At 39.1% G+C, this 17,500-nt stretch carries 16 protein-coding genes, 1 tRNA gene, 3 rRNA genes, 1 other RNA gene and 1 other annotated feature (2 of these 22 only partly in view); of the genes, 5 read left to right on the top strand and 16 right to left on the bottom strand.

All coding sequences use genetic code 11. From position 1 onward, the window contains the following. The 8 genes from U9R83_RS00150 to tadA form a co-directional block, all read right to left on the bottom strand. Positions 1-161, bottom strand: a 16S ribosomal RNA gene (locus U9R83_RS00150) (it extends 1,391 nt beyond the left edge of the window). A 288-nt stretch (positions 162-449) separates the two neighbouring features. Continuing rightward, the gene (locus U9R83_RS00145) at positions 450-719 is read right to left on the bottom strand and encodes a pro-sigmaK processing inhibitor BofA family protein (RefSeq protein WP_013081328.1); all 270 of its coding nucleotides are present in this window, start codon (positions 717-719) and stop codon (positions 450-452) included. Between the two features lie 116 nt (positions 720-835). Beyond that, complete coding sequence (locus tag U9R83_RS00140) at positions 836-1,060, bottom strand: YaaL family protein (RefSeq protein ID WP_014461943.1); 225 nt, start codon at positions 1,058-1,060, stop codon at positions 836-838. 14 nt (positions 1,061-1,074) lie between these two features. Continuing rightward, positions 1,075-1,671: a recombination mediator RecR gene (gene recR, locus U9R83_RS00135; RefSeq protein WP_014461944.1), complete on the bottom strand. Its 597-nt coding sequence runs from the start codon at positions 1,669-1,671 to the stop codon at positions 1,075-1,077. 15 nt (positions 1,672-1,686) lie between these two features. Further along, the gene (locus tag U9R83_RS00130; protein WP_013081327.1) at positions 1,687-2,007 is read right to left on the bottom strand and encodes a YbaB/EbfC family nucleoid-associated protein; all 321 of its coding nucleotides are present in this window, start codon (positions 2,005-2,007) and stop codon (positions 1,687-1,689) included. 19 nt (positions 2,008-2,026) lie between these two features. Then, entirely contained in the window at positions 2,027-3,715 is a 1,689-nt protein-coding gene (gene dnaX / locus U9R83_RS00125; RefSeq protein WP_014461945.1) for a DNA polymerase III subunit gamma/tau, read from the bottom strand. Between the two features lie 130 nt (positions 3,716-3,845). After that, an RNA gene (ffs, locus tag U9R83_RS00120) (signal recognition particle sRNA large type) lies at positions 3,846-4,110 on the bottom strand. Positions 4,111-4,212: 102 nt separating this feature from the next. Then, entirely contained in the window at positions 4,213-4,683 is a 471-nt protein-coding gene (tadA, locus tag U9R83_RS00115) for a tRNA adenosine(34) deaminase TadA (protein WP_080564785.1), read from the bottom strand. A 79-nt stretch (positions 4,684-4,762) separates the two neighbouring features. Between tadA and U9R83_RS00110 the strand changes: the two genes are divergently transcribed. The 4 genes from U9R83_RS00110 (at position 4,763) to U9R83_RS00095 (ending at position 8,122) form a co-directional block, all read left to right on the top strand. Next, the gene (locus U9R83_RS00110; protein WP_014461947.1) at positions 4,763-5,305 is read left to right on the top strand and encodes an isochorismatase family cysteine hydrolase; all 543 of its coding nucleotides are present in this window, start codon (positions 4,763-4,765) and stop codon (positions 5,303-5,305) included. Positions 5,306-5,361: 56 nt separating this feature from the next. After that, positions 5,362-6,663 (top strand): glycoside hydrolase family 18 protein, encoded by a 1,302-nt coding sequence (locus tag U9R83_RS00105; RefSeq protein WP_013081323.1) that lies wholly within the window; start codon positions 5,362-5,364, stop codon positions 6,661-6,663. 143 nt (positions 6,664-6,806) lie between these two features. Further along, positions 6,807-7,442: a deoxynucleoside kinase gene (locus U9R83_RS00100; protein ID WP_028410386.1), complete on the top strand. Its 636-nt coding sequence runs from the start codon at positions 6,807-6,809 to the stop codon at positions 7,440-7,442. Next, on the top strand, positions 7,442-8,122 hold the full coding sequence (locus tag U9R83_RS00095) for a deoxynucleoside kinase (RefSeq protein ID WP_013054832.1): 681 nt from the start codon (positions 7,442-7,444) through the stop codon (positions 8,120-8,122). The genes U9R83_RS00100 and U9R83_RS00095 overlap by 1 nt, the downstream gene beginning before the upstream one ends. Positions 8,123-8,242: 120 nt before the next feature. Here the strand turns inward: U9R83_RS00095 and U9R83_RS00090 are convergent. The 6 genes from U9R83_RS00090 to guaB form a co-directional block, all read right to left on the bottom strand. After that, a tRNA-Ser gene (locus U9R83_RS00090) sits at positions 8,243-8,335 on the bottom strand. Between the two features lie 112 nt (positions 8,336-8,447). After that, positions 8,448-9,725 (bottom strand): serine--tRNA ligase, encoded by a 1,278-nt coding sequence (gene serS, locus U9R83_RS00085; RefSeq protein WP_013054831.1) that lies wholly within the window; start codon positions 9,723-9,725, stop codon positions 8,448-8,450. Positions 9,726-9,777: 52 nt separating this feature from the next. Continuing rightward, positions 9,778-9,990: a binding site (T-box leader), on the bottom strand. 57 nt (positions 9,991-10,047) lie between these two features. Beyond that, positions 10,048-10,635, bottom strand: a complete 588-nt coding sequence (pdxT, locus tag U9R83_RS00080; RefSeq protein WP_013081320.1) for a pyridoxal 5'-phosphate synthase glutaminase subunit PdxT — start codon at positions 10,633-10,635, stop codon at positions 10,048-10,050. 21 nt (positions 10,636-10,656) lie between these two features. Further along, positions 10,657-11,544 carry a pyridoxal 5'-phosphate synthase lyase subunit PdxS gene (gene pdxS, locus U9R83_RS00075; protein ID WP_013054829.1) on the bottom strand — a complete coding sequence of 296 codons (888 nt, stop codon included), beginning with the start codon at positions 11,542-11,544 and terminating at the stop codon, positions 10,657-10,659. A 190-nt stretch (positions 11,545-11,734) separates the two neighbouring features. Then, positions 11,735-13,090: a serine hydrolase gene (locus U9R83_RS00070; protein WP_243550112.1), complete on the bottom strand. Its 1,356-nt coding sequence runs from the start codon at positions 13,088-13,090 to the stop codon at positions 11,735-11,737. 150 nt (positions 13,091-13,240) lie between these two features. Then, complete coding sequence (guaB, locus tag U9R83_RS00065; RefSeq protein WP_013054827.1) at positions 13,241-14,707, bottom strand: IMP dehydrogenase; 1,467 nt, start codon at positions 14,705-14,707, stop codon at positions 13,241-13,243. A gap of 116 nt (positions 14,708-14,823) precedes the next feature. On the opposite strand from guaB, the gene U9R83_RS00060 reads away from it, so the two are divergent. Further along, positions 14,824-15,789 (top strand): YaaC family protein, encoded by a 966-nt coding sequence (locus U9R83_RS00060; protein WP_014461950.1) that lies wholly within the window; start codon positions 14,824-14,826, stop codon positions 15,787-15,789. 26 nt (positions 15,790-15,815) lie between these two features. On the opposite strand, the gene rrf is transcribed toward U9R83_RS00060, so the two are convergent. Beyond that, positions 15,816-15,931, bottom strand: a 5S ribosomal RNA gene (gene rrf, locus U9R83_RS00055). A 62-nt stretch (positions 15,932-15,993) separates the two neighbouring features. Further along, positions 15,994-17,500: ribosomal RNA gene (locus tag U9R83_RS00050) — 23S ribosomal RNA — on the bottom strand; it runs 1,429 nt beyond the window's last position.

Here is a 17,500-nt window from a genome sequence, read left to right as displayed (position 1 = left end):
TTTCCCGAAGTTATCCCAGTCTTACAGGCAGGTTGCCCACGTGTTACTCACCCGTCCGCCGCTAACGTCATAGAAGCAAGCTTCTAATCAGTTCGCTCGACTTGCATGTATTAGGCACGCCGCCAGCGTTCATCCTGAGCCAGGATCAAACTCTCCGAAGAAATGTTTGACTTGCTCATTTAAAAAATAAAAATTAACGTTGACGTTTACTATTTCGTTCAGTTTTCAAAGAACTCTTGTCTCAAGGCGACTTTCTTATCTTACCACCTTAAGAATAACTTGTCAACAACTTTTTTCTTTAAGTTATTTTCGAGTTATTTTTCGTTACTGTCTTAGCGACGTATATAAATATAACATCTGATAACTTACTGGTCAACAACTTTTTCAAAAAAAATAAAAGTTTTCTCGAAAAGATTCCAGAAAACTTTTATTTTGGATATTCTTCCAAATTATAATATGAAATTATTAATAACAAGTAAGGCAGCTATTCCTGGAATACCTAAAATAGCTGAAACAATGGCTGTGGGGAAATTAATAGGGATATGAATACCGAACTGTACGCCAAAGATGTTAATAAAGAAAAGCAGCAGAACACCAATAATCAACTTAATCGATAAATTTCCAATGACTCGAAGCATTTTTTCAACACCACCTGTTACTAAGAGTAGAATGATTAGTCCTATTAAAAAAGACACAACTACAATGGGATGATTTAGCATGTTGCCTCCTTCTTAAAGCAGATAAGTTACCTTATATGTATGTCCAAGCATTCAAAAAAAGCACTATTTCACGGAGAGAAATCCTTATTTTATAAAGACAACAAAACAGGATGCCTCTATGACATCCTGTTAATTGAAATATTTCGTTGCTTGGCTTCTTTTAATAGAAAAAGATACTTCATTTTAGCTAAGCGAATATCTACCATTACCTCTTCTGAAGGATCTACACTTCTTTCTACCATTGAAGTTTTGTGACTCCATTCCTGCTTTACTTGCATAAAAGTCTTCACAAATTCATCATCGTACTCTTTGCGTAACCAACCTTTTCTTTTAAAAAACATATGAAAGTACCTCGTTATACTTCTCTTCTACCTTCTAGGGCTTTAGATAATGTTACTTCGTCTGCGTACTCAAGATCTCCTCCAACGGGTAACCCATGAGCAATTCTAGTAATTTTAATTCCTGTCGGCTTTAAGAGCCTAGAGATATACATAGCTGTAGCTTCGCCCTCTATATTCGGGTTAGTAGCTAAAATCACTTCTTGAATTTCATCATCTTGAAGTCTTTTTAATAACTCTGGTACTTTGATATCTTCAGGCCCTATTCCTTCCATAGGTGAAATTGCGCCATGCAGGACATGATACAAGCCGTTATATTCTTTCATTTTCTCCATTGCAATGACATCTTTAGGGTCTTGCACGACACATACCACACTTCGCTCTCTGCGCTGATCTTGACAAATGTAGCAAGGATCTTGATCTGTGATATGCCCACAAACTGAACAATAGGTTAAATTTCGCTTTGCATTGACTAATGCTTTTGCAAAATCTAATACTGTATCTTCTTTCATAGATAAAACAAAGAACGCTAAGCGAACAGCTGTTTTTGGACCAATGCCGGGTAACTTCATAAAACTATCTATAAGCTTTGATATTGGTTCTGGATAATGCACGTGGCAACCACCTTATTAAAGTCCTGGAATATTTAAACCTTTTGTAAATTGACCCATTGTGTTATTTGTTAAATCGTCCATTTGTTTTAATGCGTCATTTGTTGCTGCTAGTACTAAATCTTGTAGCATTTCAATATCTTCAGGATCTACTACATCCTCTTTAATATTTACATCAATTACTTGTTTCTGACCGTTAACTACAACTGTTACCATTCCGCCGCCAGCTGTACCTTCAACAGTTTTTTCAGCTAACTCTTCCTGCGCTTTTTGCATATCTTTTTGCATTTTTTGCATTTGTTTCATCATTTTTTGCATATTGCCCATGCCTTTCATCATATGAACATTCCTCCTAAATTTACTCTTGAATTTCGATTAAGTCTTCTCCAAATAGCTTTTTCGCTTCTGCAACCACAGGGTCTTCCTCCTGTGGTTGACCTGATGCCCCATCACTTTGCTGTCCTTGAAGAAACTCTTCTCTTACTTTATCCCATTCGCTTTCTGGAATTGCAACCATTTCACGCTTGCTGCCAATTAAAGTATATAAGATATTCTCTAAATTATCACGTACATTGTTGTTATTTTCAGAAGCCATTTTGCAATGAATTTCATATTTAAATTTTAGTATAAATGATTGATCTGAAGACGCAACTGGTTCACTGTTAGATAACAACGCTGCATGTGAAGCTTTATTTTGTTGTTTCAATGTGTCTAACACCTGCGCCCAAGATCGCTTAATCGTTTCTAAATTCTGCCGAGTGGCATTTTTTAAAACTTCATTTACCTTCCCAACAGGCGTTTTATACTGACTTCTTGACTGTCTTGTCTGTTTTTTCTCTGTTTGCGCTGCCTGAGCTGTATGATCAACTTGAATGCCTTTTTCTTTTAACTGCTGCAGTTCTGCTTCCATTTGATTCATTTTTTGCAAAATGTCTTGATATGGAAGGTCACTCTCTTGATTTGTAGAACTTTGAGCTAATTTTACTAAAGCTACTTCAAGTAGCACTCGAGGATGATTGCTCCATTTCATCTCTTGCTGAGTTTGGTTCAATTCAGCAATGACTTTATAAATAAAGGCACTATCCATTTTTGAACTGAGTTCTTTAAACTCTTCGTTAACCGCTGCTTTTTCAAGTAAATATGCATTTTCTTCAGAAGCTTGATAAAGCAGAACATCACGATAATAGAAGATGAGGTCCTCTACAAACCTCGCTGGGTCTTTTCCGTTTTTGATCAAACTTTCAACAGAGTCTAGCGCTTCTACAATGTTTTCGTTAAAGATAGCTTGGACGATCTTCACAATAAAAGCCTGTGATACTGCTCCTGTTATAGATAGAACATCCTCTAAGCTCACCTTCTCCGTACTATACGAGATGGCTTGGTCTAAAAGACTAAGTGCATCACGCATGCCGCCTTCTGAAGCTTTCGCAATTTCGTAAAGAGCATCCTCGCTTACTTCTAGCTCTTCAGAACCTAATACTTCCTTCATTCGATATACGATATCTTCTGGCGAAATGCGTTTGAAATCAAAGCGCTGGCATCTAGAGATAATCGTTAATGGAATTTTATGCGGCTCTGTTGTAGCTAAAATAAAGATAACATGTGCAGGAGGTTCTTCCAACGTTTTTAACAAAGCGTTAAAAGCTCCAATTGAAAGCATATGAACTTCATCAATAATGTACACTTTGTATCGAACAGCACTAGGTGCATATTTTACTTTATCACGGATATCTCGAATTTCATCGACTCCATTATTAGAGGCTGCATCAATTTCAATTACATCAGAAATAGAACCATCAGTAATCCCCCGACAAGTTGCACATTCATTACAAGGTTCAGCAATGGGTGCTTTTTCACAGTTAACGGCTTTCGCTAAAATTTTAGCAGCTGTTGTCTTTCCTGTCCCTCGAGGCCCAGAAAATAAATACGCATGCGAAAATTTCTCTTGGACAAGGGCATTTTGAAGTGTTTTGATAATATGTTGTTGACCGACTACGTCGTTAAAGCTTTGAGGACGGTATACACGGTACAGAGCCTGATATGCCACTACATCCTCTCCTTTTAATATAATTCATTAGTTATCATTATAGCGTATTATAAGGCTTTTTTTCAAAATAGTGAGAGATAAAATAAAAAGCCTACTCCAACAGAGTAGACTAAACTTATGTATATAACTGCCGTGCACCTTCCGTCGATTAGCCACCCCAGGCGTTACTTAAGCAGTTAGCTCGGTTCAGGCGACCCCATGGCACATGAGAGGTTCTGCTTACTGCTGCTTCCTTCCGGACCTGACAGGGTTCACAGATTCCCATTGCATAGGACCCAAACGTCAACACCACTTACTTAAGGCAGGCCCTAAGATGAGCTAACCTCAAGAAGGAATTCGGCCTCGCTAGAGCGGATTGCGAGTACAGGGCACCGCTACCTCCCCGCTTAGCACGGCAAAGTTGAAACCAATAGTTTGGGCATCAAGTTGATGCATTTACAAGTATACGTCTTTTCATTCAAAAATGCAACCGCTATAGAAAACTTACTTTTTTAGCTCTATTTTCCAGCCTTTTTTCGTTGGCGCAACTCACGAAAAAAGGTTGTTAAGAGGTTCCCGCATTCTTCTTCTAGCATACCTCCTACTACTTCTGCTTGATGATTAAACTTTTCAAACTCTAATAAGTTTAACAATGTTCCCGCGCAGCCACCTTTAGGGTCATAAGCGCCAAACACAACTCTTTTTACTCTTGATAATACGATAGCACCAGCACACATCGGACAAGGTTCTAAGGTGACATATAACGTAGCGTCTTCCAATCTCCATGTTCCTAGTTTCTTACATGCTTCATCAATTGCTAAAAGTTCCGCATGAGCAACTGATCGCTGTTCTGTTTCTCGTAAGTTATAAGCTGAAGCAATCACCTCATCATTTTGAACAATAACTGCTCCAATGGGAACCTCTAATTTATCTTTGGCTTTTAATGCTTCATCGATTGCCAACCTCATATACTTTTCATCATTTAACACTTTTTATCCAACCTTACATATTATATTTTTTCTGAGTCAAACTACTTACTATGTACATCAGGAAAAGGAGAGACCTTGTGTGAAGAAAGCTAAAACTGCTTTAATTATTATTGATATGCTAAACGATTTTCAATTTAAAAACGGCAAAATACTTGCTGAAAAATCTTTAACAATTGCTCAAAACATCGCCCAGTTAAAACAGTACGCATCGTCTCAACATATCCCTATTATCTATGTGAATGACCACTATAAGCTATGGCAGGCGAACTTAGAAACCATTTTAACACACTGTACAAATGAGGTAAGTTCACCCGTTCTATATCATATTTCACCACAAAACGCTGATTACTTCTTAATTAAACCAAAGCATTCTATCTTCTATGGCACAGCTTTAAATATTTTGCTATCACAGCTCGATGTGCATACACTTATTTTAACAGGAATTGCGGGAAATATATGCGTGCTTTTTTCAGCCAACGATGCTTATATGCGTGAGTATAACTTAATTGTGCCTGAAGATTGTATTGCTTCAAACGCAGATGAAGACAATACCTTTGCTTTGAGAATGATGCATAACGTATTAAATGCTCGTATTTGCAAACATACCGAGTTGATGAATTAAGTAAAAAGCCTTCTCATATGATGGAAGTAAGTCATATGAAATGGAGGCTTTTTATTATGCAAATTTACACTGTTAAAGCAGGTGACAGTATATATAGTATTGCAAAACAGTTCCGCATTGACGCAGGGAAAATTATAAGAGCAAATGAATTACCTAATCCAAATCAACTCGTCATCGGGCAATCTATGGTTATTCCAATCAACGGTACTTACTACACAGTAAAAGCTGGGGACACTATATGGAAGATAGGAAGAAAATTAGGCGTTAGCTATCAGGCTATTGCCAATGCGAACAATGTTTCAGTTACAGCACCCTTAACACCTGGTCGCCGTATCTTAATTCCCCCTTCCCCGAACAAAAGAAACGGTGAGTTTTTAGGATATGTTGAAACAAGCAATCGAAAAATCACTCCTCAAACAGAGAAAATGATTAATCAAAATGCAAAATACCTTACTTATCTCGGGCCAGCGAACTTCGAAGTGCAAAAAGACGGTTCTCTAAAGGCACCTCCACTTAACAATTTAGGTTCTATCGCTAAAGAAAATGACGTCATTTTCTTAATGGTATTGGCTAATATTGAAAACGGCGCATTCAGTGACGAAGTCGGCCGAGCAATTTTAACTAATAAAGACGTTCAAGATACGCTCTTAAATAATATTGTAAAAACAGCGAAAGAACAAAATTTCAGAGACATTCACTTTGACTTCGAATTTTTGCGTCCGGCAGATAAAGAAGCCTATATTGCATTTTTACAGAAAGCAAAAAAGCGTCTTCAAGATGAGCAACTTCTTATGTCTGTCGCTTTAGCTCCGAAGACAAGTCGAGATCAAAAAGGCAAATGGTATGAAGCACATGATTATAAAGCCATTGGAGAGATTGCTAACTTCGTTGTTCCGATGACATACGAATGGGGATATAGCGGTGGGCCTCCTATGGCCGTCTCTCCTATTGGTCCCGTACGTGATGTTTTAGAATATGCAGTATCTGAAATACCTAGTTCAAAAATTATCATGGGTCAAAACCTATACGGTTACGATTGGACACTTCCTTACAAACCAGGAGGAGAATATGCCAAAGCCATTAGTCCTCAACGAGCTATTGAGTTGGCAGCTCGCTATAAAGTAGCTATTCAATACGACAATAAAGCACAAGCTCCTTTCTTCCGGTATAAAGATGAACAGCAGCGCACCCACGAAGTATGGTTTGAAGACGCTAGGTCTATTCAGGCCAAGTTTGATTTAATCAAAGAATTAAAACTTAGAGGAATGGCTTACTGGAAACTAGGCTTAGATTTCCCGCAAAACTGGCTCTTGATTGAAGACAACTTCAAAATTACAAAAAGAGTGACACAGCCATAAATAGGGAAAGCTTACTGTTAACAGTAGGCTTTTTGTTATTCTTCTTACTGAAAGAAATTTCTTTTCCCCTTATTCTCCTTCTCTATGTTAAAATATTTTTTGTCTGTTTTTTTTGAACGAGTGGTCATGAAGGAGGCAAATGAATGCAAGGCACACCTTTTATTTCAGTAGAAGGACCCATCGGTGTCGGAAAAACCTCTCTAGCTAAAGAGATTGCACAAGCATTTCAATTCGAAATTTTAAAAGAAATCGTAGATGAAAATCCATTTCTCGGGAAATTTTATGAAAATATCAACGAGTGGAGTTTTCAAACCGAAATGTTTTTTCTATGTAATCGATATAAGCAGTTGGAGGATATTCAAAAAGGGTTCTTATCTTATAAAAAACCTGTTGTAGCAGATTATCATATTATGAAAAACATGATTTTTGCTGAGCAAACGTTAAAAGATGAACAGTATAAAAAATATGTACAAATCTTCCACATCTTAACGGCTGATATGCCAGCTCCGAACATCATTATTTATTTAAATGCCAGTTTAGATACCTTGTTAAAGCGTATTAAAATGCGTGGAAGAGAAATTGAACGAAACATCGATCCTCACTACCTTGCGAGGCTAAGTGATGATTATGAAAAAGCTATGACGGCGTTTGAACAAAATAACCCTGATGTAACCATTTTACGTTATGACGGTGATGAAATAGATTTTGTACAAAATAAACAACACTTAAATAGAATCTTATCAGAGGTTCAAGAGAGTATGTTAAAAAGGAGTATGTAATGGTAAACTTACGATCGAAATACAACATTCCTAATGATGCTGTGTTGACGATAGCGGGTACAGTTGGAGTTGGGAAATCTACAATGACTCAATCATTGGCTGATGCTCTCCAATTTCGCACATCGTTTGAAAAAGTAGATTCCAACCCTTACTTGGACAAATTTTATGGGGATTTTGAACGTTGGAGCTTCCACCTACAAGTATATTTTCTAGCGGAACGCTTTAAAGAACAAAAGAAAATTTTCGAGTATGGCGGCGGCTTCATCCAAGACAGATCCATTTACGAAGATACCGGTATCTTTGCTAAGATGCATTTTGAAAAAGGAACGATGTCTAAAGTAGACTATGAAACATATACAAGCTTGTTCGATGCAATGGTTATGACTCCATATTTCCCTCATCCGGATCTGCTCATTTATTTGGAAGGCAGCTTCGAAGATATTGTAGATCGCATTCAAGAAAGAGGGCGACCAATGGAACAACAAACGCCTCTTGATTATTGGAAAGAGATGCACGCCCGATACGAAGACTGGATTAATAACTTTACGGCTTGTCCTATTCTTCGTTTAGATATTAGAGAATACGACCTTATCAAGGATCCTGATTCAATTGAATCAATTGTTGAAAAAGTGGCTCGCTTTTTACAACATAATGAAAAGCTAAAACGTCGTCATCTATAAAAAAATGCCGCTTTATCTATTAAAGCGGCATTTTTAACAAATAAAAAACCGTTACTTATAAGTAACGGTTTTCCAATCTCCAATTTATCGCGCTATGTTAATTGCATTATAAGTCAAATATGGCGGAGGAAGAGGGATTCGAACCCCCGCGGGCTTTAACACCCCTGTCGGTTTTCAAGACCGATCCCTTCAGCCGGACTTGGGTATTCCTCCGTATCGACAAGTATTAATTTATCATATACAAATAATGAAGTCAACTCTTTTATTGATTTTTTTTAAAAAAGACGTTCATTAAGAATTAATTCTTAATGAACATCTTCTACTTTTATTTAGAAATAAATTCTTTATTTCCCATATATGGACGCAGCACTTCTGGAATTTGAATTGATCCATCTTCCTGCTGGTAGTTTTCTAAAATTGCAGCTACCGTACGGCCAATTGCTAAACCAGAACCATTTAATGTATGAACATGCTCTGGTTTTGCTTTTGTATCACGGCGGAAGCGAATATTAGCACGGCGAGCTTGGAAGCTTTCAAAGTTTGAACAAGAAGAAATTTCACGATACGTTTCATAACTTGGAATCCAAACTTCAATATCATACTTTTTGGCTGCTGTGAAACCTAAGTCAGCTGTACACATGCTTAGAACTCGGTAAGGTAAACCTAATAGTTGAAGAACCTTTTCAGCATGGCCCGTTAATTTTTCTAATTCATCATAAGAATCTTCTGGCTTAACAAAGCGAACAAGTTCTACTTTATTAAACTGATGCTGACGAATAAGACCACGTGTATCTCTTCCTGCAGAGCCTGCTTCTGAGCGGAAGCAAGCACTATAAGCTGTATAAGCAATTGGAAGCTGATCTCCGCTTAAAATTTCATCACGATGTAAATTTGTAACTGGTACTTCAGCTGTAGGAATTAAGAAATAATCTTCTTCTTTAATCTTGAATGCATCTTCTTCAAATTTAGGAAGCTGCCCTGTTCCTGTCATGCTTGTGCGATTCACCATATATGGAGGAAGGATTTCTTCATAACCATGCTCATCCATATGTAAATCCATCATAAAGTTAATAAGAGCACGTTCTAATCTTGCACCTAACCCTTTATAAAATACAAAGCGGCTTCCCGTTACTTTCGAAGCTCTTTCAAAATCTAAAATATTTAAATCTGTTCCTAAATCCCAATGCGGTTTTGGTTCAAAATCAAATTGTTTAATTTCTCCCCATTTGCGAACTTCTACGTTATCATCTTCAGTTTCACCTACAGGCGTACTTTCATGTGGAACGTTAGGAATTGAAAGCAGCAATAGTTCTAATTCTTCTTCAACGCTGCGAAGCTCTTCATCCAATTGCTTTACGCGATCTCCTACTTCACGCATTTCAACGATTAAATGATCAGCATCTTGTTTTTCACGCTTCAATTGTGCAATTTGCTGTGATACTTCATTTCGCTTGCTTTTTAACTCTTCTGTTTGAGCAATTAGCTCACGGCGTTTTGCATCTAACTCTTCAAAGCGACCTAAGTCCGTTAAGTCCTCACCACGAAACTTGAGCTTTTCTTTTACTTCATTAAAATTAGCACGTAAAAATTTTAAATCTAACATACTTAGTACCTCCTTTAGTATAAAAGGGCAAAATAAAAACTCTCATCCCCATGAAAGGGACGAGAGTTTACCCGCGTTGCCACCCTAATTGAAAGCTAAAATAAGCCTTCCTCTTAAACCAGATAACGGATGAACCGAAACTGCCTACTACTTTTTCGACAGCTTGCTCCAGGACGGATTCATAAGAATTGATTATCGATTCACACCAGCCATCGACTCTCTTGAAATCAAAAATCTTATTACTATTTCCTATCAACGCTTTATACCAATATCATTTTTATTAATCATAATGTACTACAAGTCTTTACAAGATGCAATTCATTTATACAGGTTTTTTTGAAGCTTCTTCAACCATTGCTACAAAATACTGCGCCATGCGAGCATCATCTGTCAATTCTGGATGAAACGAACATCCCAAGAATTGACCTTGTCTTGCCGCAACAATTCGGTCGTTATGCATGGCTAAGACTTCAACGTTTTCTCCTACTTCTACAATATGCGGAGCACGGATAAATACGCCTATAAAATCTTCACCGATATCTTTAATATTTAAGGCAGCTTCAAAGCTATCCCGTTGACGCCCAAACGAGTTGCGAGCTACCGTAATATCCATAACACCTAAATGGGGCTCTTCACGGTCAACGACTTGTCCTGCGAGTAAAATTAAACCCGCACACGTACCAAATACCGGTTTACCTGCTTGTGCAAACTGGCGAAGAGGTTCCATAAAGTCATATTTGTCGATCAGACGACGCATTGCTGTGCTTTCGCCGCCCGGTAGGATTAAACCATCTATTTCGTTTAACTGTTCAACTTTTTTTATGATAATGGCTTCAGCGCCTGCTGCTTCTAATGCTTGTGCATGCTCGCGAAAGGCACCTTGTAATCCTAACACGCCTACTTTTACCATTTTGTCAAAACTCCCTTTAAATTACCATCCACGCTCTTGCATGCGGTTTTCTGGTAATAATGATGAAATTTCAATCCCTTTCATTGCACTTCCTAACCCTTTTGATAAGTTTGCAATAAGCTCATAATCTTGATAATGTGTTGTTGCTTCCACGATTGCACGTGCAAACTTTTCAGGGTTGTCTGATTTGAAGATTCCTGATCCAACGAACACGCCGTCTGCTCCAAGCTGCATCATTAACGCTGCATCTGCTGGTGTTGCTACACCGCCTGCTGCAAAGTTTACAACTGGTAAACGACCTTCACGTTTAATTTGCAGTAATAACTCATAAGGTGCGCCTAATAGTTTAGCTTCTGTCATTAACTCATCTTCGTCCATGCCCACAACTTTACGTACTTGAGCGTTTACTTGACGCATATGACGTACTGCTTCTACGATGTTTCCTGTCCCTGGTTCGCCCTTTGTACGAAGCATTGCAGCTCCTTCAGCAATACGACGAGATGCTTCCCCAAGATCACGGCAACCGCACACAAATGGAACCGTAAATGTATTTTTATTTAAATGAAACTCCTCATCAGCTGGAGTCAACACTTCACTTTCATCGATGTAGTCTACACCCATCGCTTCTAGCACGCGTGCTTCAACAATATGGCCAATACGAGCTTTTGCCATAACTGGAATGGACACAGCATTCATCACTTCTTCAACAATTGTTGGGTCTGCCATACGAGACACGCCGCCTGCTGCACGGATATCGGCTGGAACACGCTCTAACGCCATAACAGCAACAGCGCCTGCTGCTTCTGCAATTTTTGCTTGCTCTGCATTGATAACGTCCATGATGACGCCACCTTTTTGCATTTCCGCCATTCCTCGTTTTACACGATCAGTACCTGTAATGTTATTCATGTTTGTCTTCCTCCTGTATCAAGTGTTTCACAATAATTTTTAGTGTATATACAAAATTCAAAACTTAGTGTCTATTTTACCGCATTTTTCGGAAAATTCCTATCTAATTTATAGATTATATATAAACAAATCTAAAAATAAAAAGAAGAGATACTCTCTTGTAGTATCTCTTCTTTCTCTTGAGTTATCATTAAAACCAATTATCTACTGTATTTGCAGCATTCATCCAAATATCGCTGAAGAAGTTGCCAATACTGCGGATAGCGAGAGAGAACCATCCAGCTTTTTCAACAGATTCGTTTGTCACAACCGGCGTCATGCTATCTGTAGTTTGACCTCCTACATAGCCTAGATCTTTGAGATTGCTGTTTGTTGCACTTACATAAGCAACTGTTTCTCCTTTTTTAATAGAAGCAACAACTTTTTGATCGTTCATAACTTTATCGTTTAACTTAAAGTTGATTTTAGTATGATCTTTTTGACCTTTTTCAGTAATAATCTTTACCGAATTCTTTGGAGAAACGGAAGCTTCTTTTGATTTTCCTTTAGCAACATCAATTGTTTCATGCCCTTTAATCTCACCGTTAGCAGGCACTACTTCTTTTAACTGAAAATGACTAAAAGCATAATCCAATATCTTTTTCGTTTGAGAGAAACGAGCAGCTTCCGTAGACTTGCCGTTTTCCTTGGCATTCATTACAACTGTTATGTATCTTACCCCGTTACGCTCTGCAGTTCCAGTGAAACATTGACCTGCAAAATCTGTATGACCAGTTTTTAAGCCGTCTACGCCGCTGTAGGCAGCTGAAAAACCTGGGAGCATCTTATTCCAATTGTTCATTTTTGTTTCGCCTTGTTGCCCTTGTCTAAACATCTTAGAAGGAGTTTTAGCTACTTCCAAAGATTCTGGATAATCATGAATTAAGTGATAAGCAAGGGTAGCAACTGCCCGAGCCGATAGAAGGTTCTCATCTTCTTCCTTCGTTCCTTTTGGATACATTCCTTTTAGCAAAGAATTAGAAAGACCTGTAGAATTGACAAATTTTGATTCACCCATATTTAATCTTTTTGCCGTTTCATTCATTAACTTAATAAAACCTTCTTCAGAACCACTGACAGCTTCAGCTAAAGCAATTGCAGCTCCATTAGCCGAATAAATAGCCATGGCATCATATAATTCTTTCACCGTGTATTTTTGGTTTTCAATTAACGGTACATTTGATAATCCATAATCCTGAGAAATTTTAGCTGCATATTTACTAACTGGCACACGTTGATCCCAAGATAATTTCTTATCTTTTATCGATTCTAATACTAGGTATTCTGTCATCATTTTTGTCATGCTTGCAATACCTAATAAAGCATCCGTATTTTTCCCGTATAATACTTTCCCCGTACTTGCCTCTACTAAGATCGCTGCATCTGCTTCAACGCCAATATCATCTGTTTTAGGAGCAGCTGATGCTTGTGTAGAGACAAAAAATACGCTGGCCATTAACATAACAGCAATGACACAAATTAATTGTTTCTGTACTGCGTTTCTCACTCTATACCCTCCAAACGTAAACTCACATAAATGTAATTTTATCATACTAAAATTTAAAAAAATAGATAAAGAAGTACTGTTACATTCATGATTAACGACATAAAAAACACGTTTCCCTAATAGGGAAACGTGTTTTTTAAACATTCATGATTATCTCATAGAATAGTTAGGAGATTCTTTTGTAATTTGTACATCATGTGGGTGACTTTCTCTTAAACCTGCTCCAGTCATACGAATGAATTGTGCCTGTTCACGTAACGCTTCTAAGTTAGCTGAACCACAGTAACCCATCCCTGCGCGTAAACCACCAATCATTTGGTATAAAGTATCTGCTACAGGTCCTTTGTAAGGTAAACGACCTTCAATACCTTCCGGAACTAATTTTTTATTATCTTCTTGGAAGTATCGATCTTTACTTCCTTTTTCCATAGCTCCTACAGAGCCCATTCCACGGTAAACTTTAAAACGTCTACCTTGGTAGATTTCTGTTTCTCCAGGACTTTCTGTCGTTCCTGCTAAAAGGCTTCCTAGCATTACTGTATGTCCACCAGCTGCAAGTGCTTTTACGATATCTCCAGAGTATTTAATACCACCATCTGCGATAATAGCTACACCGTGCTTACGAGCTTCAGTTGCACAGTCATATACTGCTGTAATTTGTGGAACGCCTACACCAGCTACAACACGAGTTGTACAAATTGAACCAGGTCCAATTCCTACTTTTACTACGTTTGCTCCCGCTTCAATTAATGCTTTTGTACCTTCAGCAGTTGCTACGTTACCAGCGATAATATTTAATTCTGGATATGCTTCACGAATGCTGCGAACCGTATCTAAAACGCCTTGTGAATGTCCATGCGCTGTATCAATAACGATAACATCAACGCCAGCTTGTACTAATTTTTCGATACGAACATTTGAATCAGCCGTTACGCCAACAGCTGCTCCAACTAATAAGCGACCTTGTTGGTCCTTAGCTGCATTTGGAAACTCAATTACTTTTTCAATGTCTTTAATCGTAATAAGACCTTTTAATACGCCATTGTCATCTACAAGAGGTAACTTTTCAATTTTGTATTGCTGTAGAATTTTTTCTGCTTCTTCTAAAGTCGTTCCTACTGGAGCAGTAACTAATTCTTCTTTTGTCATTACATCAGCAATTTGCATTGAATAATCTTGGATGAAACGCAAGTCGCGGTTTGTAAGAATTCCAACTAGCTTTTGTTCTTCTTCGTTGTTGACAATTGGAACACCTGAGATACGATATTTGCCCATTAAATGTTCAGCAGCAAATACTTGATTTTCAGGAGTTAAAAAGAAAGGATCCGTGATAACACCACTTTCAGAACGTTTTACTTTATCAACTTGTTCTGCTTGCTGTTCAATCGACATGTTTTTGTGAATGATACCTAAGCCACCTTGTCTAGCCATCGCGATAGCCATTTCAGCTTCGGTAACTGTATCCATTCCTGCACTGATGAACGGCACCTTTAATTTTAATGTTTTTGTTAGTTCAACACTCATATCAACGTCTTTAGGTAGTACCTCAGATTTTGCTGGCACCAGTAAAACGTCATCAAATGTTAAGCCTTCTTTAGAAAATTTGCTTTCCCACATTATAGAATCCTCCTTTAAACGACAGAATATTATTAGTAGATTAACAAGCAGATATGTACCTGTCAATAACTTCACTAGATATCAGATAATTCTAATAAAAAGAAAAGGTGATTTAGTTGCATAAATTTAATGATGTTTGGACGTCCTACAATTTATTTTTCTCCGTTCCTTTTGTACAAGACTTTTTAAAAAAGCGCTATCAAAAATTGAATTATAGCGATGCAGAGCAACATAGCTTTAAAAACAGTTACCCCTTTATTTATTATTTGGAACACAGTAAAAATTATTATCAAGTTGCGGCACAATCTCCTGTATCAGTTCAACCAGTTTTATTATTTTATGGAATGTCACAGCTGTTAAAAGCCTGTTTGTTAACACAAAACCCCGTATATCCAGAAAATACGGCGGTATTAGCACATGGAGTATCAACACGAAAAAGAAAAAAACAAAGTTATGATTTTTTAGATGATGAAGTTAAGATCCAAAAAAGCGGTTTGTTTTCGCAAGTAGGAGAAGAATTGTTTCATGTGAAACAACTGGAAGGTAGTAAATATACAATGAATTACCTGTTATCGTGCGTACCGGAATTAGATACATTATTTTTAAATTTGGGTACTAGGTCATTTTCCCATTTAACAACTATTGGATCGCTTCCAGCTACCTCTTTGTCTATTCCTGAACAAGTTACACGGTGTTATCATATGAATCACGAAAGGCTCTACTCTTTTTTAAAAGAGCGTTCCCGCCTATCATTGTCTCTGTCAGAAGATCAGGTACGTATTCTTGACCCTTCAAACTGTTTATATAATTGTTCACCTTTTATGTACAATTTCCAAGATAACACACTGCATGCACCGTTGGAAAAAGATAGCTGCTTATATTTCCCTGAGATGTTGGCACATTACTTATTACTTTATAATTTAAGTATGATTTCACGTTATGAAACAGAGTGGTGGTATGAATTATTGCATACATACTCTTCGAAAGATTACCCATTTATCTTGAGATTCCTTGAGGTTACGGCTCAAAAGATTCCTTACTTAATTTCTTGTTACTTAAATGAACATACAAAAAAAGACTAGCTAAAATAGCTAGTCTTTTTTCAAGTGCCTGGCAACGTCCTACTCTCACAGGGACAAAGTCCCAACTACCATTGGCGCTAAAGAGCTTAACTTCCGTGTTCGGTATGGGAACGGGTGTGACCTCTTCGCTATCGCCACCAGACAAGAGATTGCTCTCTCAAAACTAGGTAACAGTTTGCTGAGTAAAGCTTACGCTTTTAAAGTTTGGTTAAGTCCTCGATCGATTAGTATCAGTCAGCTACACATGTCGCCACGCTTCCACCTCTGACCTATCAACCTGATCATCTTTCAGGGATCTTACTAGCTTGCGCTATGGGAAATCTCATCTTGAGGGGGGCTTCATGCTTAGATGCTTTCAGCACTTATCCCGTCCACACATAGCTACCCAGCGATGCCTTTGGCAAGACAACTGGTACACCAGCGGTGTGTCCATCCCGGTCCTCTCGTACTAAGGACAGCTCCTCTCAAATTTCCTACGCCCACGACGGATAGGGACCGAACTGTCTCACGACGTTCTGAACCCAGCTCGCGTACCGCTTTAATGGGCGAACAGCCCAACCCTTGGGACCGACTACAGCCCCAGGATGCGATGAGCCGACATCGAGGTGCCAAACCTCCCCGTCGATGTGGACTCTTGGGGGAGATAAGCCTGTTATCCCCGGGGTAGCTTTTATCCGTTGAGCGATGGCCCTTCCATGCGGAACCACCGGATCACTAAGCCCGACTTTCGTCCCTGCTCGACTTGTAGGTCTCGCAGTCAAGCTCCCTTGTGCCTTTACACTCTACGAATGATTTCCAACCATTCTGAGGGAACCTTTGGGCGCCTCCGTTACATTTTAGGAGGCGACCGCCCCAGTCAAACTGCCCACCTGACACTGTCTCCCGGCCCGATCAGGGCCGCGGGTTAGAATTTCAATACAGCCAGGGTAGTATCCCACCGACGCCTCCACCGAAGCTAGCGCTCCGGCTTCTCAGGCTCCTACCTATCCTGTACAAGCTGTACCAAAATTCAATATCAGGCTACAGTAAAGCTCCACGGGGTCTTTCCGTCCTGTCGCGGGTAACCTGCATCTTCACAGGTACTATAATTTCACCGAGTCTCTCGTTGAGACAGTGCCCAGATCGTTACGCCTTTCGTGCGGGTCGGAACTTACCCGACAAGGAATTTCGCTACCTTAGGACCGTTATAGTTACGGCCGCCGTTTACTGGGGCTTCGATTCAGAGCTTCTCCCAAAGGATAACCCCTCCTCTTAACCTTCCAGCACCGGGCAGGCGTCAGCCCCTATACTTCGCCTTGCGGCTTCGCAGAGACCTGTGTTTTTGCTAAACAGTCGCCTGGGCCTATTCACTGCGGCTCTCTCGGGCTATACACCCTACCAGAGCACCCCTTCTCCCGAAGTTACGGGGTCATTTTGCCGAGTTCCTTAACGAGAGTTCTCTCGATCACCTTAGGATTCTCTCCTCGCCTACCTGTGTCGGTTTGCGGTACGGGCACCTCCCGCCTCGCTAGAGGCTTTTCTTGGCAGTGTGGAATCAGGAACTTCGGTACTATAATTCCCTCGTCATCACAGCTCAGCCTTTATGATGAGCGGATTTGCCTACTCATCAGCCTAACTGCTTGAACGCGCATATCCAGCAGCGCGCTTACCCTATCCTACTGCGTCCCCCCATTACTCAAACGGCGGGGAGGTGGTACAGGAATATCAACCT

Source organism: Priestia sp. LL-8, from assembly GCF_036227845.1.
Lineage (GTDB): Bacteria > Bacillota > Bacilli > Bacillales > Bacillaceae_H > Priestia > Priestia zanthoxyli.
The sequence above is the reverse complement of the archived record's forward strand: the minus strand, read 5'-3'. Positions and strand labels throughout refer to the sequence as shown.

Coding starts and splice junctions, on each gene's coding strand:
- U9R83_RS00145 (WP_013081328.1), bottom strand. CDS start 719: ATGCTAAATCATCCCATTGTAGTTGTGTCTTTTTTAATAGGACTAATC.
- U9R83_RS00140 (WP_014461943.1), bottom strand. CDS start 1,060: ATGTTTTTTAAAAGAAAAGGTTGGTTACGCAAAGAGTACGATGATGAA.
- U9R83_RS00130 (WP_013081327.1), bottom strand. CDS start 2,007: ATGATGAAAGGCATGGGCAATATGCAAAAAATGATGAAACAAATGCAA.
- U9R83_RS00105 (WP_013081323.1), top strand. CDS start 5,362: ATGCAAATTTACACTGTTAAAGCAGGTGACAGTATATATAGTATTGCA.
- U9R83_RS00100 (WP_028410386.1), top strand. CDS start 6,807: ATGCAAGGCACACCTTTTATTTCAGTAGAAGGACCCATCGGTGTCGGA.
- U9R83_RS00095 (WP_013054832.1), top strand. CDS start 7,442: ATGGTAAACTTACGATCGAAATACAACATTCCTAATGATGCTGTGTTG.
- serS (WP_013054831.1), bottom strand. CDS start 9,725: ATGTTAGATTTAAAATTTTTACGTGCTAATTTTAATGAAGTAAAAGAA.
- pdxT (WP_013081320.1), bottom strand. CDS start 10,635: ATGGTAAAAGTAGGCGTGTTAGGATTACAAGGTGCCTTTCGCGAGCAT.
- pdxS (WP_013054829.1), bottom strand. CDS start 11,544: ATGAATAACATTACAGGTACTGATCGTGTAAAACGAGGAATGGCGGAA.
- guaB (WP_013054827.1), bottom strand. CDS start 14,707: ATGTGGGAAAGCAAATTTTCTAAAGAAGGCTTAACATTTGATGACGTT.